Annotated in this window: 14 protein-coding genes; 5 read left to right on the top strand and 9 right to left on the bottom strand. The window is 67.5% G+C overall.

All coding sequences use genetic code 11. From position 1 onward, the window contains the following. Positions 1-475 precede the first annotated feature (475 nt). Positions 476-1,027: an isochorismatase family protein gene (locus AC25ND_RS25575; protein ID WP_084943688.1), complete on the top strand. Its 552-nt coding sequence runs from the start codon at positions 476-478 to the stop codon at positions 1,025-1,027. Continuing rightward, positions 1,024-2,106, top strand: a complete 1,083-nt coding sequence (locus AC25ND_RS25570; protein WP_486976664.1) for a DUF1615 domain-containing protein — start codon at positions 1,024-1,026, stop codon at positions 2,104-2,106. The genes AC25ND_RS25575 and AC25ND_RS25570 overlap by 4 nt, the downstream gene beginning before the upstream one ends. A 186-nt stretch (positions 2,107-2,292) precedes the next feature. Here AC25ND_RS25570 and AC25ND_RS25565 read toward each other — a convergent pair whose 3' ends face one another. The 9 genes from AC25ND_RS25565 to AC25ND_RS25525 all read right to left on the bottom strand — a co-directional run bounded on the left by AC25ND_RS25565 (position 2,293) and on the right by AC25ND_RS25525 (position 9,643). Then, entirely contained in the window at positions 2,293-3,162 is an 870-nt protein-coding gene (locus AC25ND_RS25565; protein WP_062363887.1) for a metal ABC transporter solute-binding protein, Zn/Mn family, read from the bottom strand. Continuing rightward, complete coding sequence (locus AC25ND_RS25560) at positions 3,159-4,058, bottom strand: metal ABC transporter permease (RefSeq protein ID WP_028692191.1); 900 nt, start codon at positions 4,056-4,058, stop codon at positions 3,159-3,161. The genes AC25ND_RS25565 and AC25ND_RS25560 overlap by 4 nt, the downstream gene beginning before the upstream one ends. Then, positions 4,058-4,804, bottom strand: a complete 747-nt coding sequence (locus AC25ND_RS25555; protein ID WP_463402496.1) for a metal ABC transporter ATP-binding protein — start codon at positions 4,802-4,804, stop codon at positions 4,058-4,060. Before AC25ND_RS25555 ends, AC25ND_RS25560 begins: the two co-directional genes overlap by 1 nt. Further along, on the bottom strand, positions 4,801-5,712 hold the full coding sequence (locus AC25ND_RS25550) for a metal ABC transporter substrate-binding protein (protein ID WP_028692193.1): 912 nt from the start codon (positions 5,710-5,712) through the stop codon (positions 4,801-4,803). The genes AC25ND_RS25555 and AC25ND_RS25550 overlap by 4 nt, the downstream gene beginning before the upstream one ends. A gap of 10 nt (positions 5,713-5,722) precedes the next feature. Continuing rightward, a complete protein-coding gene (locus AC25ND_RS25545) occupies positions 5,723-6,292 on the bottom strand; it encodes a DUF6162 family protein (RefSeq protein ID WP_028692194.1) in 570 nt (189 codons plus the stop codon). Continuing rightward, complete coding sequence (locus tag AC25ND_RS25540) at positions 6,289-6,606, bottom strand: hypothetical protein (RefSeq protein WP_028692195.1); 318 nt, start codon at positions 6,604-6,606, stop codon at positions 6,289-6,291. The genes AC25ND_RS25545 and AC25ND_RS25540 overlap by 4 nt, the downstream gene beginning before the upstream one ends. Beyond that, positions 6,603-7,139, bottom strand: coding sequence for a hypothetical protein (locus AC25ND_RS25535; RefSeq protein ID WP_028692196.1), 537 nt, complete (start codon positions 7,137-7,139; stop codon positions 6,603-6,605). The genes AC25ND_RS25540 and AC25ND_RS25535 overlap by 4 nt, the downstream gene beginning before the upstream one ends. Next, positions 7,136-8,335: a PepSY-associated TM helix domain-containing protein gene (locus AC25ND_RS25530; RefSeq protein ID WP_486976663.1), complete on the bottom strand. Its 1,200-nt coding sequence runs from the start codon at positions 8,333-8,335 to the stop codon at positions 7,136-7,138. The genes AC25ND_RS25535 and AC25ND_RS25530 overlap by 4 nt, the downstream gene beginning before the upstream one ends. A 114-nt stretch (positions 8,336-8,449) precedes the next feature. Then, positions 8,450-9,643: a PepSY-associated TM helix domain-containing protein gene (locus tag AC25ND_RS25525; RefSeq protein ID WP_062363881.1), complete on the bottom strand. Its 1,194-nt coding sequence runs from the start codon at positions 9,641-9,643 to the stop codon at positions 8,450-8,452. A 238-nt stretch (positions 9,644-9,881) separates the two neighbouring features. On the opposite strand from AC25ND_RS25525, the gene AC25ND_RS25520 reads away from it, so the two are divergent. The 3 genes from AC25ND_RS25520 (at position 9,882) to AC25ND_RS25510 (ending at position 25,433) form a co-directional block, all read left to right on the top strand. Further along, a complete protein-coding gene (locus tag AC25ND_RS25520; protein WP_486976662.1) occupies positions 9,882-10,865 on the top strand; it encodes a TauD/TfdA family dioxygenase in 984 nt (327 codons plus the stop codon). Positions 10,866-11,079: 214 nt separating this feature from the next. Continuing rightward, positions 11,080-14,484 (top strand): amino acid adenylation domain-containing protein, encoded by a 3,405-nt coding sequence (locus AC25ND_RS25515; RefSeq protein WP_307941827.1) that lies wholly within the window; start codon positions 11,080-11,082, stop codon positions 14,482-14,484. Next, on the top strand, positions 14,481-25,433 hold the full coding sequence (locus AC25ND_RS25510; RefSeq protein ID WP_486976661.1) for an amino acid adenylation domain-containing protein: 10,953 nt from the start codon (positions 14,481-14,483) through the stop codon (positions 25,431-25,433). The genes AC25ND_RS25515 and AC25ND_RS25510 overlap by 4 nt, the downstream gene beginning before the upstream one ends. Positions 25,434-25,474: the final 41 nt, after the last annotated feature.

Here is a 25,474-nt window from a genome sequence, read left to right as displayed (position 1 = left end):
ATCCATGCCCGTCACCTCCCTCCGCAAGTCCTGCGTTCGGCCTCCTGAAGTCGCGAAGTTACGGGCGGCGCCTGAACTGGCGCAGCTGTCGCTAGTTGGTTTTTAGTTAAACTCTCGATTGTTTCGCGGGGCAAGCCCGCTCCCACGCAGATGATTCAGCTTGGGGCGGGAATAGCGTGGGAGCGAGGGAACCCCGGAGCGAAGCGCAGGGGCCGGATGAATGGAGCCAGCGGTTTTTGCCTACTTTTGCCCAAGAAAGAGCAAAAGTAGGTCGCCGTAAAGGCGAAAAGGTGACGATGCGTCACCATCGCCAATGAATGCGTATACAACTATAAAAACAAACTTTAAAACTACAGGCGCACTAAATTCAGATGTCAGCAGTTACTGGTTCCGCCTTCAAAACCAGCAGCCTCTGATTGACGCCACTCCCCGCCTGGGTAAGGCTACCCCTTCCTCCCAAGCCATGAGTCCGCCAATGCTGATCGATCCCCGCAAGGCCACGCTGCTGGTCATCGACATCCAGGAAAAACTGATAGGCGCCATGAGCGACCCCGAGGGCACCGCGGCCCGCGCCCGCTGGCTGCTCGCGGCCACCGCCGAACTAAAACTCCCCACGGTGATCTCCGAGCAATACCCCAAGGGCCTGGGCCACACCCTGGCCGCCCTCAAAGCCGCAGCGCCAGCCGCCGAGATCGTCGAGAAACTGCACTTCTCCTGCGTCGCCGCCGAATGCCTGCCCCCCAGCCTGCTCGACCGCGAACAGGTAATCGTCTGCGGCATGGAGACCCACGTCTGCGTGCTGCAGACCGTGCTCGGCCTGCGGGCCCTGGGCAAGCAGGTGTTCGTGGTCGAGGACGCCTGCGACAGCCGTACCCCGGCCAGCAAGGCAGCGGGCCTGGCGCGCATGCGCGATGCCGGGGCGCAGGTGGTCACCCGCGAGATGGTGCTGTTCGAGTTGCTGGGCAGCTCCAGCCACCCGCTGTTCCGCCAGATCAGCAAGACCTACCTGGTCGGTGAACAGCCCTGAACGCCCGCCTGCTGACCGCCGCGCTGCTGGCCCTGGGCCTGCTGCAGGGCTGCGCCGGACAACGCGAGGAGGCCGGCGAGGCCGACCCGGCCAAGGTTCGCGCCCAGCTCCTGCACCTGCTGCCGGCCCAGGTCAAGGACCGCCACGGCTGGGCCGAGGATATCCAGGTAGCGTTCCAGGCCCAGGGCCTCAGCCCGAGCAAGAGCAACCTGTGCGCGGTGCTGGCGGTGACCGAGCAGGAGTCGACCTTCAACGCCGACCCGCAGGTACCGAACCTGGGGCGCATCGCCCGCGAGGAGATCGACCGACGGGCGGCGCGCCTGCACGTGCCCCGGCTGTTGGTCGATGGCGCCCTGAGCACGCCCTCGGCCAACGGCAAGACCTACCAGCAACGGCTGCTCGCCGTGCGCAGCGAGAAGCAGCTCAGCGCCCTCTACGATGAGGTGATCGGCGGCCTGCCGCTGGGGCGCTCGCTGCTCGGCGGGCTGAACCCGGTGCGCACCGGCGGGCCGATGCAGGTCAGCGTGGATTTCGCCGAGCGGCACGCCAAGGGCTATCCCTACGAGCACACGGGCAGCATCCGTCAGGAGGTGTTCAGCCGTCGCGGCGGGATGTACTTCGGCATCGCCCACCTGCTTGGCTATCCCACCCACTATGAGCGTCAGCTGTACCGCTTCGCCGATTTCAATGCCGGTTGGTACGCCAGCCGCAACGCGGCGTTCCAGGCGGCATTGAGCCGGGCGAGCGGGGTGTCGCTGGCGCTCGACGGCGACCTGATCGCCCCCGGCGCCATCCTGCCCGGCACCACCGAGCAGGCGGCGCGCAAGCTGGGAGCGAAGCTTGGGCTGCGCAATCCACAGATCAGGGCTCAGCTGGAGAAGGAAAATGGCCTGGCGCTGGAGGACACCGCGTTGTATCGCGGGGTGTTCGCCCTGGCTGAGGCGAAGGCAGGCAAGGCGTTGCCACGGGCGGTGCTGCCGGGGATCGAGCTGAAGAGCCCGAAAATTACCCGCAAGCTGACCACGGCGTGGTTTGCCGGCAGGGTGGATGAGCGTTATCAGCGCTGCATGAAGCGTTGAGGCGGTCCCTGTAGGCGATAGCCCAGCCCTTAGGGGCTGCGCAGTTGCGCAGGGAACGGTTCCCCTGTGGGAGCGGCCTTGCGTCGCGAAAGGGGCGCGCAGCGGCCCCAGGTTCTAAGCCACCATCAACATTGCTGGGGCTGCTGCGCAGCCCTTTCGCGACGCAAGGCCGCTCCACAGAGGCGTTCAACTGTCGCCCAGCGCCTTGACCACCTGCTCGACGCTGGCCTTGAGCCCCGCCACGGTGTCGTCCGGATCGCTGTCCACCACCAGCAACTTCGCCCCGGAAGCGGCGATCGCCTCGGCCACCTTTGCGTCTGGCTGGCGATGGTGCAGCACCAGGGCCACATCCTGCGCCTTGAGGTTTTCCCCCAGTGCCTTGAGCGCGGCTTCGTCCCACTTGCCGTCGGCTGGCAGCGGCTGTTCGACCATATCCAGGTTCAACCCGCTGGCCAGGTAGCCCAGGCGCTCGGACAGGCTGACCACGGTCAGGTTGTCGACCTCGGCCAGGCGTGTCTGGCTGTTGGCGGTCAGCTCCAGCATCTGCCGTTTGAGGCCGGCGAGGTTGCCCTGGATCTTGGCCTTGTCTGTTGGCGAGAGGCGCTCCAGGTCGTTGGCGACGACATCGGCCATGCGCCCCAGGTTGGTCGGGTTCAGCCAGGGATAGGCAGTGAAGGCCTCGTCGCCCTTGACCGCGATGCCGGGCAGGGCACCGTCCACCGGGCGCGCGGCGTCGATCTCGACGATGCGGATGTTGCTGCGTCGGGCCATGGGGTAGAGCGGATCGTCACGCCAGATCGAGCGCACGCCGATCACCGCGTCGGCTTTCAGCGCCACCTTCTGCAGGCTGGCGCCGCCACGGCCACTGAAGTACGAGGGCTGGCGGCTGGCTGGCAGGTTGGCCGGGGCGGCGCGCTTGAGCTGCACCGAGGTGCCGTCGAGCAATACACTGGCCAGGCTGTGGGTCACCGGCAGGGTGGTCAGCACTTCGGTGGCACTGGCCAGCAGTGGCAGGCCACTCAGGACCAGGACCAGGGGCAGTTTGTTCAGGGTCATGCCGGGTTTCCTTGCAGGCGGGGGACGAGGGCGCGGGCCAGGGCCGCGAGGGCGAAGCAGATCCCGGCGACCAGGATGATCGCCGCGCCCGAGGGCACTGGCAGGTCAAAGACGATCGGCAGCAGGATGCCGAGCAGGGTGCTCAGGGTGGCGATGATCACCGAGACGAAGAAGAAGCCCTTGAGCGACTGGCTGACCAGCCGCGCCGCCGCCGCCGGGATCACCAGCAGGGCACCGACCAGGATCGCGCCGATCACCTTCACCGAGGCCACGGTGACCAGGGTCACCAGCACCACGAACAGGTAGTCGAGGGTCTTCACCGCCACCCCGCGCACCGCCGCCAGCTGCGGGTTGAAACTGGCCAGCATGATGCGGTTGTACAGCGGCAGGGCCAAGGCCAGCACCAGCACGGCGACGATGCCCAGCACCAGCAGGTCATGGGCGCTGACGGTGAGCACCGAGCCAAACAGTACGTTCTCGAGGATGTGCACGTTGATCTTGCCGGCCAGCATCAGCAGCAAACTCGCGCCCAGGGCCAGCGACACCGAGAGGAACACGCCGATCAGCGTGTCCGGGGACAATCCGGTGCGGTTGCGCAGGAAATTGAGCAGGATGCCGAACAGCAGGCAGTAGCCGAACAGGCTGCCGTACGGGCCGGTGTAGGGCTCGCCGAGCAGGATGCCGATGGCCACGCCGGTCAGCGCGGCATGGCCGACCGCCTCGGAGAAGAAGGCGAAGCGCTTGACCACCACCAGGGTGCCCAGCCCGCCCAGCACCGGGCCGATCATCAGGCCCGCCAGCAGGGCGTTGACCACGAAACCGTAGGCCAGGGCTTCCGGTAGGTAACCAGCGGTGGCCCAGTCCTGGACCAGTTGGCGGAACGATTCGAAACTCATCAGGCAAGGCTCTCGCTGCGCGGGTGGACGGAGAACAGCCCGAGCAGGCGCTCGGGGGTCAGGGCCTGGGCCGGCGGGGCGTCGAACAGCACCTGGCGGCTCAGCCCGGTGACCCGGTCGGCCAGGCGCAGCACCGCTTCCAGGTCGTGCTCGATCCACAGCACGGTGGTGCCGGCCTGGCGCCAGCCGTGCAACAGTTGCTCGAACACCTGGATGCCAGCCTCGTCGAGGGCCGACATCGGCTCGTCCAGCACCAGCAGCTGTGGCTCGGGGATCAGCCCCTGGGCCAGCAGCACGCGCTGGCGCTCGCCGCCGGACAGCGCGCCCATGCGCCGCTTGCGCTTGTCGAGCATGCCCACCCGCGCCAGCGCCGCGTCGATCGCCGGGCGTACGCGCCGTGACAGGCCGAGGAACGCCGGGCGGCGCTGGCACATGGCGGCCATGAAGTCGTCCACGGTCATCGGCAGGCCGCGGTCGAACTCCAGGGCCTGGGGCACGTAGCCGATCACTTCAAGCTCACCGGGCCAGTGAAGGGTCAGCTGGCCCTGGTGCGGCATCTGCCCGAGCAGGGTCTTGATCAGCGAACTCTTGCCGCCGCCGTTGGGGCCGACGATGGCGTGCACGCTGCCGGGGGCGACGCTGAAGCGCACGTTCTCGAGAATGCGCGTGCGGCCCAGGGTGAGGTCGATGCCGTCGAACTCGATGCGTGGCCCGCTGGCGGTTGTGAGGTTGGCGGCGGCGGTCACGTGCGGTTCTCCTGGATGGCCTGGACCACCGTGTCGAGGTTGCGCTTCATCTCCACCTCGTACTTTTCCTGGGTGTAGTCGCCGTAGGAGATGTGCGTGAGCGGGTAGATGCGCACGCCGGACTCGCGATGGATGGTGTCGACGTACGCTGACGGGAAGTCCATCTCCGAGAAGATCACCTTCACATCCAGGGCCTTGAGCTGGTCGATGGTCTTCTTCAGCTGTGCCGGGCTCGGTTCGATGCCGTGGGCCGGTTCCACCACCGCGGTGACCTCGAGGCCGAAGTCGCGCACCAGGTAGTCGTAGGCGGCGTGGATGGTGGCCACGCGGAAGGTCGCGTCCGGCGCCTGGGTGACCTTGGCCAGGGCCTCGGCGCGCAGGGCACGCAGACGCTTGGCGTAGGCCCGGGCGTTCTGCGTGTAGAACTTGGCGTTGTCCGGGTCGAGCTTGCCCAGCTCGCGGGCGATGTTGTTGACCTGGGCGATGGTGGCGCTGATCGACAGGAAGGTATGCGGGTTGACCACCTTGCCGGCGCCGCGGGCGGCGATGCCGGTGGCCGCCAGCAGCGGCACGTTGGCATTGGACTCGATGGTCTTGATATCGGGTTTTTCGCTGGCGGCGATCATGCGGTCGGCGAAGTCGTCGTGGCCGACACCGTTGAGCACGATCACATCGAGGCTGCCGATGCGCTTGATGTCCTCGGCGCGGGGCTCGTAGGCATGGGGGTTGAAGCCGGCCGGGATCAGCGGCACCACCTCGGCCTTGTCCCCGACGATGTTGCTCACGTAGCTGTAGTAGGGGTGCAGGGTGATGCCGATGCGCAGCGGCTTGCCATTGTCGGCGAGGGCCACGGCGGGCAGGGCGCAGGCCAGGAGCAGCGCCAGGGTGCGGCGGGCGAAGCGGAGCATGGGCAGGTCCTTAGTGACGGTGTTGACGGGTGACCCCGGCGTCGTAGTGGGTGACGATCTGCTGCCAGCCGGCGGCGATCAGTGCGTCGCTGTCCAGCGCGTCGGGGGGCAGGGCGGTGCTGTCGCGGCGCAACCAGACATCCGGCTGGGCATCGCTGGCGGCGGGCAGGATTACCAGGAAACTGCCGGCCACCTGGGCGTCCTGGCTGCGGCCCAGGTAGGCGCCGTTGGCCAGCAGCGACCACTGGTGGCTGCCGCGGCTCTGACTGCTGGCGTCGCTGACGAACGGCGGCAGTCCCTCGTCGGCCAGGGCCTGGGCATCCGGGGCGGTGCCGTTGTCCTCGCGTAGGGCACGGATCTCCTCGACGGCCACCCACAGGTCGGTGTGGATGCCCTGTTCGGCGGCATTGAGGTCGCGACGGGCGTCGAGCTGGTGGGCGGCGATGGCCTGTTCATCCTCGCGCTCGCCGCGCGCGGCCACCACGCTGGCGGCCAGCACCACGATCAGCAGCGCGGCCAACAGCACGTAGAGGGTCTCGTGCCCGGCGCCGGCCGGGCGCACCACCTGGGCGCGGCTCATGGCGCACCGATGTCGGCGTGGTCGACTTCCACCACATGGCCGGGGCCAGCATCGAACAGCACGTAGAACTCACCGTCGGGGCGCTTGAAGGTCAGGGTCGAGTCGTCGCCGAGCTTGCTCGCCACCAGCACCTGCTCGTCGTAGCCGATCACGTCCAGAGTCACGCCGGGAGCGCCGCTGCCGTCGGAGAAGCCACCCTTGCAGGTGATCTGTTCGCCGTGTTCGGTGCACTCGCACATCGGGTTGTGCGCCAGCGCCGGGGTGGCGGCCAGGGCCAAGAGGGGCAGGGCGAGCCTGCGCATCAGCTGTTTCATTTGTTGCCTCCTTGTTTCTCGAGCCAGGCCGCGGTGGCGGGGGATGCCTTGGCCAGTGGCACCGAGGCCTGGTACATCTTGCCGTCCCAGCCTTCGATGGTGATCCAGATGTCGGCATCGGGGCGGGTGCGCGGCGGGATCGGCAGCGCGGTGCCCATGCGCGCCGGCGCGCCGAAGAAAATCGTGCCGGCGGCACGCAGGCTGCGCGGCTTGCCCACCCGCAGGTAGATGGCCTTGACGCCTTCGTCGCAGCTCGTGCAGGCGGCGTTGAAGGCCTTGAAGTAGCCGGCCGGGCCCTCGGCGCGCGGGGCTTCGTCACGCAGTTCGGCCAGGTCCAGGGTCCAGCGCCCGACCTTGAGATCCTTGACGATATTGGCACCCAGGCCGCTGTCGCCGCGGAACAGGCTGGCGTCGGCGAAGTACTTGGGCATGAAGCCCAGGGGAATGAGGATCAGCAGGATGTTCAAATGGAAGCGCCATTTCAGCCACAGCTGCTTCGGGCCGCTTGGCGGCAGGGTGTCGGTCTGGCTCAAGGTTGGGCCTCCAGGGTGGTTGGGCTGGCCGTGGCGCGTGAGCGCGGACGCTCGCCGCGCTTGAGGGCGGCGAGGGTGGCCTGGGTGGTGCGTTTGGTCCAGATCAGCAGGCCGCTGAACACCATCAGGGTCAGGACCAGGCCGAAGAAGAACCAGATCAGCTTGATCGCCAGGCCACCGAAGTCGCCGGTATGCAGCGGGCGCATGGATTCGGTGACGAACTCCAGGGTGGAGCGGTCGCGGAGCAGGAACTGGCTGTCGACGTTGGACGTGTAGGGGTTGACCTCGGCGGTCTGGAACATCAGCGGGTACCAGCCGCGCCCGCCCATGCTGTAGTGACTGTAGGCGGTGGCCGGCAGCGAGATGAAGCTGATGTCCAGGCCGGGGATCTTCTTGTTGGCGATGCGTGCCGCCTGGTCCAGGTCGATACGCGGCGCGGGGCCGCCGTCGGCGGTCTGTGGCACCTGTTCGCGGGCGATCACCGGCACGATCGGCTCGCTGGAAATCGTCACGTGGTTGTCGGCGAGGATCGCCTGGATCAGGAACCAGGTACCGGTGATGGCAATTACCGCAATGAACCAGATCGACCACACGCCGGCCAGTCGATGCACGTCGCCCCAGAAGATCCGAGGGCCGTGGCCGGTGCGCAGGGGCTTGAAGAAACCACGCCAGAACTTCTTGTACACCACCAGCCCGGTGACCAGCGAGGCGAGCATCGGCAGCCCGAGCAGCGACACCAGGTACCAGCCCCAGCTGTAGCCGTTGGTGAAGGGCACCAGCCACCAGCCGTGCAGGGCGCGGGTGAACGCTTCGAAGTCGAAGTCCGGGCGCTGGCCCTGGATAGCCCCGGAGTAGGGGTTGACGTAGAGCAGTGCGTTGGTGCCGTCGGCGCGGGTCACCGAGGCCTGCAGGGCGAAGTGCGAACCGTCCGGCTGGCTGAAAAAGCGCACCGCCAGGTCCGGTTCGGCCTTGTGCATGGCGTCGAGCACCTGCTGGTAGCTCAGGCGCTGGCTGTCGTCGTCGGGCTTGCTGGCGCGCACATCGGCGTTGGCCAGCCAGACGATCTCCTGGCTGACCACCGCGAGCATGCCGGTGAAGCAGACGATCAGGACGAAGAACCAGATCGGCAGGGCAAGCCAGCTGTGGACCAAAAACCACAGCTTGGAATTGGATTTCTTTCTCGATTGTCGGGCCATCGCTCGGTCTTCTGCATATAAAAATACGGTCGAGTCTGTGCTCAACCTGGAAGGCTGCATCAGTAAGGACGAATGAGAATCAGAAAGCTGCCAAGGCAAATGAAAGAAAATGTTTCAAGGGCTGGACGTGACCTCCGTTGAAACCGGCGCCTTGGCCACCCGCGCCTGCTTCTGGCTGCGCTTGAGTGCGTTGGCGGTGGCCAGGGCGGTGCGTTTGCTCCAGATCAGCAGGCCGCTGAGCACCATCATGCTCAGCAACAGGCCGAAGAAGAACCAGATCAGCTTGACCGGCAGGCCGCCGAAGTCGCCGGTATGCAGCGGGCGCATGGACTCGGTGACGAACTCCAGGGGCTTGCGGTCGGCGAGCAGGCGCGTGGCGTCCACCTCGCCGGTGTAGGGGTTGATCTCGGCCTTCTGGTACATCAGCGGGTACCAGCTGATGCCGCCGATGCTCAGGTGGGCGTAGGCATTGCTGGGGAAACCGACATAGTCGACGTCGAAGCCGGGGATCTCGCGCTGGGTGATGCGCACGGCCTCGTCCGGGCTGATCATCGGCGTCGGGCTGCCGTCGGCGGTCAGTGGCACCTTTTCCCGGGCGATCACCGGCACGATCGGCTCGCTGGAGATGGAGATGTGGTTGTCGGCGAGCAAGGCCTTGATCAGGAACCAGACGCCGGTGATGGAGATCACCGCGATGAACCAGATCGACCAGATACCGCTCAGGCGGTGGAAATCGCCCCAGAAGATCCGCGCGCCCTGGTTGAAGCGCAGGGTCGGCTTGAAGAAACCTTTCCAGAACCGCTTGTAGATCACCAGCCCGGTGACCAGCGAGGCCAGCATCGGCAGGCCGAGCAGCGACACCAGGTACCAGCCCCAGCTGTAGCCGTTGGTGTGCGGCACCAGCCACCAGCCGTGCAGGGCGCGGGTGAACTCCTCGAAGTTGAACGACGGGGTGACGCCCTGGATATGCCCGGTGTAGGGGTTGACGTAGACCCGGACCGTGCGGCCGTCGGGGTAGGTGACATCCGACAGCATGGCGAAGTGCGCTTCGCTCAGGGTCATCAGGCTGGCCACGGCGATACCGGGCTGATCGCGCTGCATGGCCACCAGCAGTTCGTCGTAGTTAAGCCGCCGGGCCTCGTCCGAAGGCGGGTTGGCGCGGGTTTCCGGGTTGGCCAGCCAGACGATCTCGCGGCTGATCACCGCCAGGGTGCCGGTGACGCAGACGATCAGCACGAAGAACCAGATGGGCAGGGCCAGCCAGCTGTGCACGAGGAACCAGATTTTCGAGCGTGACTTTTTCGACATGGGGTACGCAGTGTCAATGGCGAAGTTCAGGGGCAAAAGCCCGGCCGTATCAGAAAGAGACGCATGAGCAGGGCAAAACCTGATGAGCCAATTGCAAGCAAGTGTTTCCAGGGGGTCCTGCGGGGTGTGGGCGCGGTCGACTAATTTGCCCGCGCTTCGAAACGTCCTCCTATCACCGGACGCGAGCGTGCCCACGGGCCGCCGGTCCCTTTCATCGAATGTGTACAGGAGGCCCGTCATGGGTGTTGCTGTGGGATTTACAGTGCGTCCGCTATTGCCGGAGCAGGGACGTTTGCCGTTGCTGGTGGAGGCGGGTGACGACGACACCCACCTGTTGGAGGTGTTCGACGAGCTCAAGGCGCTGGTGGATGAACACCTGCCGCGCGACGGTGGCATCCTGTTTCGTGGATTCCGCCTGGAGGGCGCCGAGCAGTTCCGTCAGTTCGCCGCCAGCTTCGGTCATCCGTTGCTCAACTACGAGTTCGGCTCGACACCGCGTACCAACGTTACCCAGGGGGTCTACACCTCCACCGAGTACCCGGCGCACCAGCATATTCCGCTGCACAACGAGCAGGCCTACTCCCGCGACTGGCCGATGAAGATCTGGTTCTACAGCATGATTGCCGCCCGCAGTGGTGGCGAGACGCCGATCGCCGACAGTCGCGAGGTCTATCGTCGCGTGCCGGCGCATATCCGCGAGCGCTTCGTCAGCAAGGGCCTGATGTACGTGCGCAACTTCGGCAACGGCCTGGACGTGTCCTGGGAGCAGGTGTTCAACACCGAGGACCAGGAGGAGGTCGAGGCCTACTGCAGGGCCCATGGCATCACCTGCGAGTGGAAGGATGACGGCGAGCTGCGTACCCGCCAGGTGTGCCAGGCGGTGGCCCGGCACCCGGTGACCGGCGACATGGTCTGGTTCAACCAGGCGCACCTGTTCCACATCTCCAACCTGCCGGCCGACGTGCGCGAGAGCCTGCTGGACATCGTCGACGAGGAAGATCTGCCGCGCAACGTCTACTACGGCGACGGTTCGCCCATCGAGGACGAGGTACTCGACGAGATCCGCCAGGTGCTGGAGGGCTGCAAGATCAGCTTCCCCTGGCAGGAGGGCGACGTGATGATGCTCGACAACATGCTCGCCGCCCATGCCCGCGTGCCGTTCGAAGGCCCGCGCAAGGTGATCGTGGCAATGGCCGAGGGGCATTCGCTGGACCAGGCCTGATTTGCCGATCCCCAGGGCTGCTGCGCAGCCCTTTCGTGTTCCGGCAGGCCGGCGCGAATTCTTGTGGGAGCGGCCTTGCGTCGCGAAAGGGGCGCGCAGCGCCCCCGGGGCGCCAGCGTAGAACGCCTGCCGCTAAATCATCCCTGCGCCCATTCGTTCTTGTTGATGCGCCCGGACCTTCCGGTCGCGCCGCCGACCAGCAAGGACCTCACACATGAATGCCGCAGACGCCCAGAAACTTTCCCGCCGTTTCATCGAGTTGCCCCTGGACAAGCGCCGCTTGTTCCTCGAAGGGATGCGACGCGAGGGCATTGATTTCGCGCAGCTGCCCATGTCGTCCTGTGTCGGCCTGAGCGAGCGCGACGGCCTGTCCTACGCCCAGCAGCGCATGTGGTTCCTCTGGCAGCTGGAACCCCACAGCGCCGCCTACAACCTGCCGATGGCCGTGCGCCTCGACGGCGAGCTGCAGGTCGAGGTGCTGGAGCGGGCGTTCAGCCTGCTGGTCGCCCGCCACGAATGCCTGCGCACCACCTTCGCCCAGGACGGCGAGCGGGCGTTGCAGCAGGTGGCGGAACCGGCGCCGGTGAGCATCCAGCTGTTCGACCTGGCCGACCTGCCTGAAACCACGCGCTGGGAGCGCGCGCACCAGCAGATGGCGGCCCAGGCCACCCAGGCCTTCGACCTCGAAGGCGGGCCGCTGTTCGGCATCGCCCTGTTGCGCCTGGCGCCTCAGGAGCACGTGCTGCTGCTGACCCTGCACCACATCATCGCCGACGGCTGGTCGATGAACATCCTGATCGACGAGTTCATGCGCAGCTACGACGCCCTGGTGGCGGGGCGCGAGCCGCAGCTGGCGGAGCTCAAGGTGCACTACCGCGACTATGCGCTGTGGCAGCGCAGTTGGCTGGAGGCCGGCGAGCGCGAGCGCCAGCTGGACTACTGGCGCGAGCAGCTGGGTGACGAGCACCCGTTGCTGGAGCTGCCGACCGACCGGCCTTACCCGGCCCAGCCCAGCCACCTCGGCGAGCGCCTGGAGCTGACGCTCGACGCGGGCCTGCGCGAGGACCTGAAGCAGCTGGCCCAGCAGCACGGCGTGACCCTGTCCACGGTGCTGCTGGCGGTGTTCAAGACCCTGCTGTACCGCTACAGCGGCCAGACCGACATTCGTGTCGGCGGCCTGATCGCCAACCGCAACCGCAGCGAAACCGAAGGGCTGGTCGGCTTCTTCGTCAATACCCAGGTGCTGCGCAGCCAGTTCACCGCGCAGACGCCTTTCAGCGACCTGCTGCGCAGCCTGCACCAGGCTTCGGTCGGTGCCCAGGCGCACCAGGACCTGCCGTTCGACGCGCTGATCGAGGCCCTGCAGCCCCAGCGCAGCCAGAGTCATACGCCGCTGTTCCAGGTGATGTTCAACCACCAGCCGCTGGTTACCGACCTCAATGACGTGCGCCTGGACTGCGGTCTGCGCGTGGGCTACCTGAGCGCCGAGCAGTTGGCCGGCAGCCATCGCCAGCATGCCGCCACCAGCGACCTGATGCTCGATACGCGGGAAGAGGGCGAGCAATTGTTCGCCGCCTTCACCTATGCCACCGACCTCTTCGACGAAACCACCATCGCCGCCCTGGCCGGGCACTGGCGCAACCTGCTGCGCGCGGTCTGCCAGGCGCCGCGCCAGCGCCTGGGCGAGTTGCCGCTGCTGGCCGAGGCCGAGCGCCAGGCGCTGCTGTGCCCGGTGTCCGAAGTGTCGCCGCGGGTGCCGGTGCAGCGCCTGTTCGAAGCCCAGGCCGCCCGCAGCGGCGAGGCGCTGGCGCTGATCCTGGCCGACGGCGCTGCGGCGCCGTCGATGAGTTACGCCGAACTCAACGCCCGCAGCAATCGCCTGGCCCGCCACCTGCGCCACCAGGGCGTCGGCCCCGATGTGCTGGTGGGCGTGGCCCTGGACCGCTCGCTGGACCTGGCCGTGGCCCTGCTCGCCGTGCTCAAGGCCGGTGGCGCCTATGTGCCGCTGGACCTGCAGGCTCCGGCCGAACGCCTGGGCCATGTCTTCGAGGACAGCGGCCTGCAATGGCTGCTGACCACCACCGCCCATTTGCCCGGCCTGCCGGCGCAGGATGGGCTGCGCTGCCTGTGCCTGGACCAACTGGCGCTGGACGACGTACCGGCGGACGACCTGGCGCTTACCGTCACGCACGACAACCTGGCCTATGTGATCTACACCTCCGGCTCCACCGGCCGGCCCAAGGGCGTGGCCATCAGCCACGGCGCCCTGAGCGAGTTCATCGCCCGCGCCATCGACTACAGCGACCTGCGCGAAGGCGACCGTGTCCTGCAGTTCGCCACCAGCAGCTTCGACGGCTTCGTCGAGCAGTTCTTCCCGCCGCTGTGCCACGGTGCCTGCGTGGTGCTGCGCGATACCCGCCTGTGGGACAGCGCCGCCCTGCACGAGGTGCTGGTCAGCCACGGCGTGACCCTGGCCGACCTGCCGGCCGCGTACTGGTACTGGCTGGTACAGGACTTCGCGGCGCGTCCGCCGGCCAACTACGGCGCGCTGCGCCAGATCCACGTCGGCGGCGAGGCGATGGCGGTGGACGGGTTGCGCCTGTGGCAACTGGCCGGGCTGGGCCATGTGCGCCTGCTCAACACCTATGGCCCGACCGAGGCCACGGTGGTCTCGACCATCCACGACTGCACCGGGCTCGGCCACGAGGCGGTGTCCTGGCGCGGCATCCCCATCGGCCAGGGCCTGGCGCAGCGTCGGTTGTACATCCTCGACGATGACCTCGAACTGCTGCCGCAGGGCGCCGTGGGCGAGCTGTACATCGGTGGCCCGGGCCTGGCTCGCGGCTACCATGGCCAGCCGGCGCTGAGCGCCCAGCGCTTCGTCGCCGACCCGTTCGCCCATGGCGAGCGCCTGTACCGCACCGGCGACCGCGCGCGCCTGGGCGCCGACGGCGCCATCGAGTACATCGGCCGTGTCGATCACCAGGTCAAGGTGCGGGGCTTCCGCATCGAGCTTGGCGAGATCGAGGCGCGCCTGCAGCAGTGCCCGGGCGTGCGTGAGGCGGTGGTGCTGGCCCTGCCGATGACCGGTGGCCTGCAACTGGTCGCCTATGTGGTACCCGACGCCGCCGAACAGGATGCCGCCGAGCAGGCGCGTTTCCGCCAGCAGGTGCGCAGCCTGCTCAAGGCCCGCCTGCCCGAATACATGGTGCCCGGCCACCTGCTGCTGTTGCCGCGCCTGCCCCTGACGCCCAGCGGCAAGCTGGACCGCAAGGCCCTGCCGGTACCGGACCCGAGCGCGTTGCAGGCTGAGTATCGGCCGCCGCAGAGCGCCATCGAGCAGCAACTGGCGCAGATCTGGATGCAGGTGCTGGGCGTGGCCAAGGTCGGCCTGGACGATCACTTCTTCGAGCTGGGCGGGCACTCGTTGCTGGCCGCCCAGGTGCTGGCGCGGATCAAGGACCAGCTGGGCCTGGTGCTGCCGTTGCGCAGCTTGTTCGAACACCCGGCGCTGGGCGACCTGGCCGCCGAGCTGGGCCGCCTGGAGGGTGGCGATAAGGATGACGACTGGTCGGATATGGATGCGTTCATGAGTTCGTTGGAAGGGGTTGAGGCATGAGTGGCAACATGGCGGTACGCATTGCGAAACGGTTCGTCAGCCTGTCCCTGGCGCAGCGCCGGCAGTTCCTCGCCAAGCTGCGCGAGGACGGCAAGGACTTCAGCCTGTTGCCGGTGGTCGAGTCGCGTCACGACTTCGCCAGCATCCCCCTGTCCTTCGCCCAGCAGCGCCTGCTGTTCCTCTGGCAGTTGGAACCGCACAGCGCGGCCTACAACATGGCCGCCGGCCTGCGCCTGAGCGGCCGGCTCGACGTGGCGGCCCTGCGGCGCTCGTTCGAGCACCTGGTGGCACGCCACGAGGCGCTGCGCACGGTGCTCCAGGTCGATGGCGAACAGCCGCGCCAGGTAATCCTCGAAACCCAGGTCGTGCCGCTGGAGCAGGTCGATCTCACCCAGGTCGCCAGTGAGCGGCGCGAGGCCGAGCTGGCCGCGCAGGTGCGCGAGGCCAGCCACCAGCCCTTCGACCTGCTGCACGGGCCGCTGCTGCGCGCCAGCCTGTACCGGCTGGCGGCTGAAGACTACGTGCTGCTGGTGAGCATGCATCACATCGTCTCCGACGGCTGGTCGATGGACGTGATGGTCAAGGAGTTCGTGCACAGCTACCAGGCCTTCAGCCAGGGCCAGGCGCCGCAGCTGCCGGCGCTGGAGGTGCAGTACGCCGACTATGCGATCTGGCAGCGCAGCTGGCTGAAGGCCGGGGAGGGCGAGCGCCAGCTCGACTACTGGCGCCAGCAGTTGGGCCAGGAGCAGCCGCTGCTCGAAGTGGCCGCTGATTTTGCCCGCCCGTTGACCCAGAGCTTCGACGGCCAGACCTTGAGCTTCGACTTCGGTGCCGAGCTTTCCCGACGCCTGGGCGGCTACGCCCGCGCCCAGGGCATGACCCTGTTCATGCTGGTGCTGGCGGGCTTCTCGCTGTTCCTCTCGCGCCAGGCCGGGCAGCGCGATATCCGCATCGGCGTGCCCAACGCCAACCGCGGCCGCGCCGAGGTCGAGGGGCTGATCGGCTTCTTCGTCAACACCCAGGTGCTGCGCTGCCAGGTGGACGAGCGCCTGAGCTTCGACGACCTGCTGGCCCAGGTGCGCGAAGCGGTGCTCGGTGCCCAGGCGCACCAGGAACTGCCGTTCGAGCAACTGGTGGACGCGCTGGTGCCGGAGCGCAACCTGGGCCACAACCCGCTGTTCCAGGTCAAGTTCAACCAGAACGTCGGCATGCAACGCCAGCGCTCGCTGGCCCTGCCGGGTCTGAGCGTCGCCGAGTACCCGCTGGACAAGGTCGGCACCCACTTCGACCTGGCGCTGGACATCACCGACGACGGCCAACTGATCCATGGCGAGATGACCTTCGCCAGCGACCTCTACCAGCGTTCCACGGTGGAGGCGTTCATTCCGGCGTTCATCGAGCTGCTGGGCCAGTTGCTCGACGCGCCGCAACTGCCGCTGCATCGCCTGGCCGCGCCGCTGCGTGTCGGGCAGGCGCCGGAGCGCGAGGCGCCGGCACTGGTGCTGGAGCAGTGGCAGCAGCAGGTGCAACGGCAGCCCGAGGCGCTCGCCGCCCGCAGCCTGGAGCACAGCCTGAGCTTCGATGCCCTCGATCAGGCCGCCAACCGCCTGGCCCATTACCTGCAACGCCAGGGCGTGACCCGCGGCCAGCCGGTCGCGGTGCTGATGGAGCGTTCGCTGGACTGGCTGACCGGCATGCTCGGCATTCTCAAGGCCGGCGCCGTGTACATGCCGCTGGACACCAAGGCGCCTGAGGCGCGCCTGCGGCAGATGCTCGACGCGGCGCAGGCCAAGGTACTGTTGTGCGCCGCAGGCGATGCCCGACTGACCAGCCTGGCCGCCGCCGATCGCCTGTGCTTGGCCTATGTGCCCGAACAATGGCAGCACCTGCCAGCCAGCGCGCCAGCCATCACGCTGTGGGCCGAATCGCCGGCCTATGTGATCCACACCTCCGGCTCCACCGGCCAGCCCAAGGGCGTGCTGGTCAGCCATGGCGCCCTGGCCAGCTACGTCGCCGGCCTGCTCGAACGCTTGGCGCCGGCGCCGGAGGCGAGCATGGCGCTGGTCTCGACCATCGCCGCCGACCTGGGCCACACCGTGCTGTTCGGCGCCCTGTGCGGCGGGCGCTTGCTGCACGTGCTGCCCGAGGCGCTGGGCTTCGACCCGGACGCCTTCGCTCGCTACATGGCCGAACACCGGGTCGGCGTGCTGAAAATCGTCCCCGGCCACCTGGCGGCGCTGCTGCAGGCCGGCACGCCCGCCGATGTGCTGCCCGAACAGGCGCTGATCGTCGGTGGCGAGGCCTGCACGCCCGCCCTGGTGGAGCAGGTGCGCCGGCTCAAGCCGGGCTGCCGCCTGATCAACCACTATGGCCCGAGCGAGACCACGGTCGGCGTGCTGACCCACGAGGTCTCGACCCTCGCCGCCGAGGCCCGCGCCGTGCCAGTGGGCACGGCGCTGCCGGGCGCCCATGTGCTGCTGCTCGATGATGTGCTCAACCCGGTGGCCGACCAGGTCGCGGGCGAGCTGTATATCGGCGGTGCCAGCGTGGCCCAGGGTTACCTGGGCCAGCCGGGTCTGACCGCCGAACGCTTCGTGCCGGACCCGACGCGGCCAGGTCATCGCCTGTACCGCAGCGGCGACCGCGTGCGGCGCAACCGTTCGGGCCAGGTGGAATTCATTGGCCGCGCCGACGACCAGGTCAAGGTGCGCGGTTATCGCGTTGAACCGGCCGAAGTGGCGCGGGTGCTGCTGGGGCTGGACGGGGTCGCCGAAGCGGTGGTCCTGGCCCAGCCGGTGGACGGTGACGACAGCCGCCTGCAACTGGTGGGCTGGTGCGTGGGGCAGGGGCTGCAGGGTGAAGCCTTGCGCCAGCAATTGCAGGACCGCCTGCCGGACTACATGGTGCCGGCGCAGATCCTGGTCCTGGAGCGCCTGCCGCTGACCGCCAACGGCAAGCTCGACAAGCGCGCCCTGCCGGCACCGGGTGTCGCCCGGCGCCAGTACACCGCGCCGGTCGGCGAGATCGAGCAGGCCCTGGCGGCGATCTGGGCCGAGGTGCTCAAGCTCGACCAGGTCGGCAGCACCGACAACTTCTTCGAGCTGGGCGGCGACTCGATCCTCAGCTTGCAGATCATTGCCCGGGCCAAGCGCCAGGGCATCAAGCTCAGCCCCAAGCAATTGTTCGAGAAACAGACCATCGGCCAGCTGGCGGCGGTGGCCAAGCGCATCGAGAAAAAGGCCACAGCGCTCGAGCAGGTCAGTGGCACGCTGGCGTTGCTGCCGATCCAGGCGCGTTTCTTCGAAACCGATATTCCCGAGCGCCAGCACTGGAACCAGGCGCTGCTGCTCAAGCCGACCCAGGCGCTGCGCGCCGACTGCCTGACGGGCGCGCTGCAGGCTTTGGTCGACCAGCACGACGCCCTGCGCCTGCGCTTCACCCAGCGCGATACCTGGCAGGCCGAGTTCCAGGCCGGCAAGGCCGAGGACATGCTTTGGGTTCGCGCGTTGAATGATGTGGCCGAGCTGCCGGCCCTGGCCGAGCAGGCCCAGCGCAGCCTCGACCTGGCCAAGGGGCCGCTGCTGCGGGCGTTGCTGGTCGACCTGCCCGAAGGCCAGCAGCGTTTGCTGCTGGTGATCCACCACCTGGTGGTCGACGGGGTGTCCTGGCGGGTGCTGCTGGAAGACCTGCAACTGGCCTACACCGCCCTGGCCGCGGGCAAGCCGCTGACGCTGGCGGCCAAGAGCAGTTCGCTCAAGGCCTGGGCCGAGCGCCTTGGCGCCTATGCCCGCAGCCCCGAACTGCTGGCCGAAGCCGATTACTGGCTGGACGGCCTCGCAGCCGCTGGCGATGAATTGCCCCGGGACAATCCGTCGGGCGCCCAGACCAACCGTCACGTCGCCCATGCCTCGTCGCGTCTGGACACCGCGCTGACCCGCAAACTGCTGCAGGTGGCGCCCGCTGCCTACCGCACCCAGGTCAACGATCTGCTGCTGGCGGCCCTGGCGCGTGTATTGTGCGATTGGACTCAAGAGGAGTCGATCCTGATCCAGCTCGAAGGCCATGGCCGCGAGGACCTGTTCCCGGAACTGGACCTCAGCCGTACCCTGGGCTGGTTCAGCAGCCTGTTCCCGGTACGCCTGACGCCGGCCCGGGCGCTGGGCGCGGGGCTGTGCGCGATCAAGGAGCAGTTGCGCGCGGTGCCGAACAAAGGCATCGGCTACGGCGTGCTGCGCTACCTCGGCGAGCCCGACCTGCGCGAGCGCCTGGCGGCATTGCCACAGCCACGGGTAACCTTCAACTACCTGGGCCAGTTCGACGGCAGCTTCGCCGAGGCCGAAGGCGCCCTGTTCACCCCGGCCAGCGAGGGCGGCGGCGCCACCCAGGATCTGGACAGCCCGCTGGGCAACTGGCTCGGCATCACCGGTCAGGTCTACCAGGGCGAGCTGGAACTGGACTGGAGCTTCAGCCGCGAGGTGTTCCGCCCCGAGACCATCGAGGCCCTGGCGCGTCGCTACGAGCAGGTGCTCACCGAGTTGGTCGAGCACTGCGCCCAGGCGCCACACCAGGGCGTCACGCCGTCTGACTTCCCGTTGGCCGAGCTGACCCAGGCGCAACTGGATGGCCTGCCGCTGGCGGCCGGGGACATCGAGGACCTCTACCCGCTGTCGCCGATGCAGCAGGGCATGCTGTTCCACAGCCTTTACGAGCAGGCGGCGGGCAACTACATCAACCAGCTGCGCGTGGATGTGCGCGGGCTGGACATGGCGGGTTTCCGGACGGCCTGGCAGGCGGTGGTGGACAACCACGAAGTGCTGCGCAGTTGCTTCCCGCAGGATCTGCCGGCGCCGGTGCAGGTGGTGCGCCGTCAGGTACAGGTGCCTTTCGTCGAACTCGACCCGCCCCAGGATCCGGATGCCGTGGCCCAGGCCGAGCGCCAGTCCGGTTTCGACCTGGCCAGCGGCCCGCTGCTGCGCCTGACGCTGATCCGCACGGGTGATGACAGTCATCACCTGATCTACACCAGCCATCACATTCTGATGGATGGCTGGAGCAGCTCGCGCCTGCTGGGCGAAGTGCTGCAGCGCTACAGTGGTGTGACGCCGGGCGCCAAGACCAGCCGTTACCGCGACTATATCCAGTGGCTGCAAGGCCAGGACCAGCAGGCCAGCGAAACCTTCTGGCGTGAGCAGGTGGCCGAGCTGCAAGAGCCGACCCGTCTGGTCCAGGCGTTCAAGTCCTCGGCCCAGGGGCAGGGCCATGGTGCGCTGGCGCTGCGTTTCGAGGCGCAGCAGACCCGGCAACTGGCGGACTTCGCCCGGGACCAGCGCGTCACCCTCAACACCCTGGTCCAGGCGGCCTGGCTGCTGCTGTTGCAGCGCTACACCGGCCAGGCCAGCGTAACCTTCGGTGCCACCGTATCCGGACGCCCGGCCGAGTTACCGGGTGTCGAGGAGCAACTGGGGCTGTTCATCAACACTTTGCCGGTGGTCGCCAGCCCGCGCCCGGAACAGACCGTGGGCGACTGGGTGCAGCAGGTCCAGGCGCTGAACCTGGCCTTGCGCGAACACGAACACACGCCGCTGTACGAGATCCAGCGCTGGGCTGGCTGGAGCGGCGAGGCGCTGTTTGACAATATTCTGGTCTTCGAGAACTACCCGGTCGCCGAGGCGCTGCAACAGGGCGCGCCGCGGGGGCTGCAGTTTGGCGAGGTGCTCAACCAGGAGCAGACCAACTACCCGCTGACCCTGGTGGTGCAAGTAGGTGAGCGCCTGGAGGCGAGTTTCAGTTTCGATCGCCAGTGCTTCAGCGAACAGGCCATCGACCAGTTGGCGGGGCACTTCCAGCACTTGCTTGCGCAGTTGGCGGCTGACGGTGAGCGTGCACTGGGTGGGCTTAGCCTGCCGGTGGAGGACCAGCAGGTGGTGGCCAGCTATCCGAGCACGGCGTGTGCCCATGAGCTGATCGAGGCGCAGGCAGCACGTACGCCTGAGGCGGTCGCCGTGACCTTCGCCGGGCAATCGCTGAGCTACGACCAGCTCAACCGTCGTGCCAACCGCCTGGCCCACAAGCTGCGCGAGCAGGGCGTGGGGCCGGATGTGCTGGTGGGTATTGCGGTGGAGCGCGGGTTCGAGATGATCGTCGGCCTGCTGGCGATCCTGAAGGCCGGTGGTGCTTATGTACCGCTGGATCCGGAGTACCCGCAGGATCGGCTCAGCTACATGATGGAAGACAGCGGCATTCAACTGCTGCTGACGCAAGGTCATCTGCTGGCCGATCTGCCCTTGCCGGCGCAGGTTCGCAGCCTGAAGCTGGAAGACGACCTGGCCGGTTACAGTGATCAGAACCCTGATCACCTGACCCAGCCGGACAACCTGGCCTATGTGATCTACACCTCGGGCTCGACCGGCAAGCCGAAAGGTACCTTGCTGCCGCATCACAATCTGCTGCGCCTGTTCAAGGCGACCGATGCCTGGTTCGGCTTCGGCCCACAGGATGTGTGGACGCTGTTCCACTCGTACGCGTTCGACTTCTCGGTGTGGGAGATCTTCGGTGCGCTGCTGCACGGCGGTCGCCTGGTGATCGTGCCGCGTGAAGTGACTCGTTCACCGGAAGACTTCCACCAGCTGCTGGTGGAGCAGGGCGTGACCGTACTGAACCAGACCCCATCGGCGTTCAAGCCGCTGATGCGGGTGGCTTGTGACAGCGCTGATGATCTGGCACTGCGCTACGTGATCTTCGGTGGCGAGGCCTTGGACGTTGCTGCCCTGCAACCGTGGTTCGAGCGCTTCGGCGAGGACTGCGACAACCTGATCAACATGTACGGCATCACCGAGACCACGGTCCACGTGACCTACCGGCCGATCCGCTTTGCCGATACGCAACAGCCGGGCAGCCCGATCGGTGCGGCGATCCCGGACCTGTCGATGTATGTACTGGATGCCGATTTCAATCCGGTGGCCAAGGGCTGCACGGGCGAGCTGCACGTCGGTCACGCCGGCCTGGCGCGCGGTTACCACAACCGTGCTTCGCTGACCGCCGAACGCTTTGTGCCGGATCCGTTCACCAGCGAAGGCGGGCGCCTGTACCGCACCGGCGACCTGGCGCGATATCGCGGCCAGGAGGTGATCGAGTACGTGGGCCGGATCGACCATCAGGTGAAGATCCGAGGCTTCCGTATCGAACTGGGCGAGATCGAGGCACGCCTGCAAGAGCATGCGTCGGTGCGCGAAGTGCTGGTGCTGGATATCGACGGGGCAGGGGGCAAGCAACTGGCGGCCTACCTGATCGCTCAAGATCCATCCACCGACCACGCCGCCCTGCGCGACACGCTGAAACAGCACCTGAAAGCCAACCTGCCGGACTACATGGTCCCGACCCACTTCCTGGTGCTGGAGCAGTGGCCGCTGACGGCCAACGGCAAGCTGGACCGCAAGGCCCTGCCGAAACCGGATGCCAGCCAGCTACAACAGGGCTACGTGGCCCCGCGTACGGCGCTGGAGCAACAACTGGCCGCAATCTGGAGCGAGGTGCTGAAGGTCGAGCAGGTTGGCCTGCACGACAACTTCTTCGAACTCGGCGGTCATTCGCTGCTGGCCACCCAGGTGACCTCGCGCATCCGCCAGCGCCTGGCACTGGAAGTCCCGCTGCGCAGCCTGTTCGAGTCCGCCGACCTTCTGGCCTTCGCCCAGGCCGCCGGCCAAGGCTCGGCCAGCCAGGCGCCGGCATTCACTGCCGTGGACCGCAGCCAACCGCTGCCGCTGTCCTACGCCCAGCAACGCCAATGGTTCCTCTGGCAGCTGGAGCCTGAAAGCGCCGCCTACAACATCCCTTCGGCCCTGCGCCTGAAGGGCGAGCTGAACATCGAGGCCCTGCGCAGCAGCTTCGCCGCGCTGATCGCCCGTCACGAAACCCTGCGTACTACCTTCAGGCAGCAGGGCGACAGTGCCGAACAGGTGGTGCACCCGATCCTCGATGTTCCGCTGCAGGTCGCGTCGGCTGCCTTGGATGAACCGGCGCTGCAGGCCTGGGTCGAGGCCCAGGTGCGCGAGCCGTTCAACCTCGAGCACGGCCCGCTGCTGCGCGCCCGCCTGCTGCGCCTGGCCGCCGACGAACACGTACTGGTGCTGACCCTGCACCACATCGTCGCTGACGGCTGGTCGATGCCGATCATGGTCGACGAACTGGTGCGCGGCTATGAAAGCCATCTGCAGGGTAAGGCCCCGCAGCTGCCGGCCCTGGCGTTCCAGTACGCCGACTATGCCGCCTGGCAGCGCCAGTGGATGGAGGCCGGCGAGCAACGGCGCCAGCTGGACTACTGGCAAGCGCGCCTGGGCAGTACCCAGCCGATCCTCGAACTGGCCACCGACCGCCCACGCCCGGCCGTGCAGCAATACGACGGTGCTCGCCTGCAGGTGAGCCTGGAACCGGGCCTGGTCGCCCAGCTCAAGGCACTGGCCGGGCAACAGGACGTGACCCTGTTCATGCTCCTGCTGGCTTCGTTCCAGGCCTTGCTGCATCGCCATTCCGGTCAGGCCGATATCCGCGTCGGCGTGCCGGTGGCCAACCGCACCCGGGCCGAGACCGAAGGGCTGATCGGCTTCTTCGTCAACACCCTGGTGCTGGATGCCCGCTTCCAGCCGCAACTGCGCTTCGACGAATTGTTGCAACAGGTCAAGCACACCGCCCTAGGTGCTCAGGCGCACCAGGAGCTGCCCTTCGAGCAACTGGTCGAGGCCCTGCAGCCGGAGCGCAGCCTGAGCCATAGCCCACTGTTCCAGGTAATGTTCAACCATCAGACCCAGGTGCTGGGCGAGTCCCGCGAACTGGCGGGCCTCAGCCTGCAGGGGCTGGTCTCGGACAAGCAGACCGCGCAGTTCGACCTGACCCTGGACACTGCCGAGCACGAAGGCGGCCTGAGCGCGACCCTGACCTACGCCACCAGCCTGTTCGAGGCTGCCAGCGTGGCGCGCATGGCCGAGCATTGGTGCAACCTGCTGCAGGGCATCTGCCAGGACGCCGGGCAGCGGGTTGCCGAACTGCCGTTGCTGAGCCGCGAGGAGCGCGAGCGCACCCTGCGCGCCTGGAACGACAGCGCCGCCGACTACCCTCGCGGGCAGACCGTCCAGCAGTTGATCGAGGCGCAAGCCGCGCGTACGCCGCAGGCCATCGCCGCGGTGCTGGGCGAGCAGTCGCTGAGCTACGAGCAACTGAACCGTCGCGCCAACGCCCTGGCCCATCATCTGCGCAGCCTGGGCGTCGGCCCCGATGTGCTGGTGGGGATCGCCGTGGAGCGCGGCCTGGACATGCTGGTCGGCCTGCTGGCGGTGCTCAAGGCCGGTGGCGCCTACGTGCCGCTGGACCCGCAGTTCCCCGAGGACCGCCTGGCCTACATGATGGAGGACAGCCGTATCGCGCTGCTGCTGACCCAGTCCGGCCTGCTGCAGCGCCTGCCGATTCCGCCGCAGGTGCACAGCCTGTGCCTGGACCGGCCGCTGCCGGCCGAGCACGGCGAGGACAACCCGCGCCAGCTGGCACTGCCGGACAACCTCGCCTACGTGATCTATACCTCCGGCTCCACCGGCAAGCCCAAGGGCGTGACCATCCGCCACGACGCGCTGGTCAACTTCCTGTGCAGCATGGCGCGCCAGCCGGGCATCGATGCCTCGGACAAGGTGCTGTCGCTGACCTCGCTGTCGTTCGACATTGCCGGCCTTGAGCTGTACCTGCCGTTGCTGCGCGGCGCCCGCGTGGTGCTGCTGGGCGAGCAGGTGAACAAGGACCCGCAGGCCTTGCTGGCGGTGATCCAGGCCCAGGCGGTCAGCGTCGTCCAGGCCACGCCATCGACCTGGCGCATGCTGCTGGATGCCGCGGCGCCCGGGGCCTTCGCCGGCAAGAAGGTGTTGTGTGGCGGCGAGGCGCTGAGCGCCGAGCTGGCCCAGCGCCTGATTGCCCAGGCCGGGCATGTGTGGAACGTCTACGGCCCGACCGAGACCACCATCTGGTCGGCCTGCCACTACCTGACCGCCAGCGACGACGTATGGCTGGGCCGTCCGCTGGCCAACACCCGCCTGCATGTGCTCGGCGCCGAGCTGGACGTGTTGCCGCAAGGCGCGCGCGGCGAGCTGCTGATCGGCGGCGATGGCCTGGCGCGCGGCTACCACAACCGTCCGGGGCTGACCGCCGAACGCTTCGTGCCGGATCCGTTCGCCAGCGAGCCGGGCGCGCGCCTGTACCGCACCGGCGACCTGACCCGCTACCGCGACGACGGCGTGATCGAGTATGTCGGGCGTCTGGACCATCAGGTGAAGATCCGTGGCTTCCGTATCGAGCTGGGCGAAATCGAGGAGCGCCTGCTGCTGCACCCGGCGATCCGCGAGGCCGCGGTGATCGATATCGACGGTCCGGCCGGCAAGCAATTGGCGGCCTACCTGGTGCTGCACGACGCGCAGCAAGGCGTGGAAGCGCTGCGCGGCGAGCTGCGCGCGCACCTGAAGGCCGGCCTGCCGGACTACATGGTGCCGGGCCACCTGGTGGGCCTGGCGCGCATGCCCCAGACCCCCAACGGCAAGCTGGACCGCAAGGCCCTGCCGCTGCCGGACGCCAGCCAACTGCAGCCAGCCCATGTGGCGCCGGTCACGGAGCTGGAGCGCAAGCTGGCGGTGATCTGGGCCGAGGTGCTGCACGTCGAGCGGGTGGGCCTGCAGGACAACTTCTTCGACCTCGGTGGGCACTCGCTGCTGATCGTCCAGGTGATCGGCCGGGTGCGTGAGCAACTGGGCGTCGATCTGAGCCTGAACGAGCTGTTCGAGCAGGCCACCCTGGGCGATTTCAGCCAGGTGGTCGAACGCAAGTCGGGGCAGGTCGCCAACGCCCATGACGAACTGACTAAATCCCTGGAGGCCTTGAAACGTCTTACTGCACAGGAAATAGATAATCTGATCGCTTAGCGGGAGACATTCAAAGTGCAAGAGCTGCTCGACTCCGTAAA

The organism is Pseudomonas sp. P110(2024), assembly GCF_057480795.1.
Note: the sequence above shows the minus strand (reverse complement) of the source record. Positions and strands in the feature narration are given on the sequence as shown.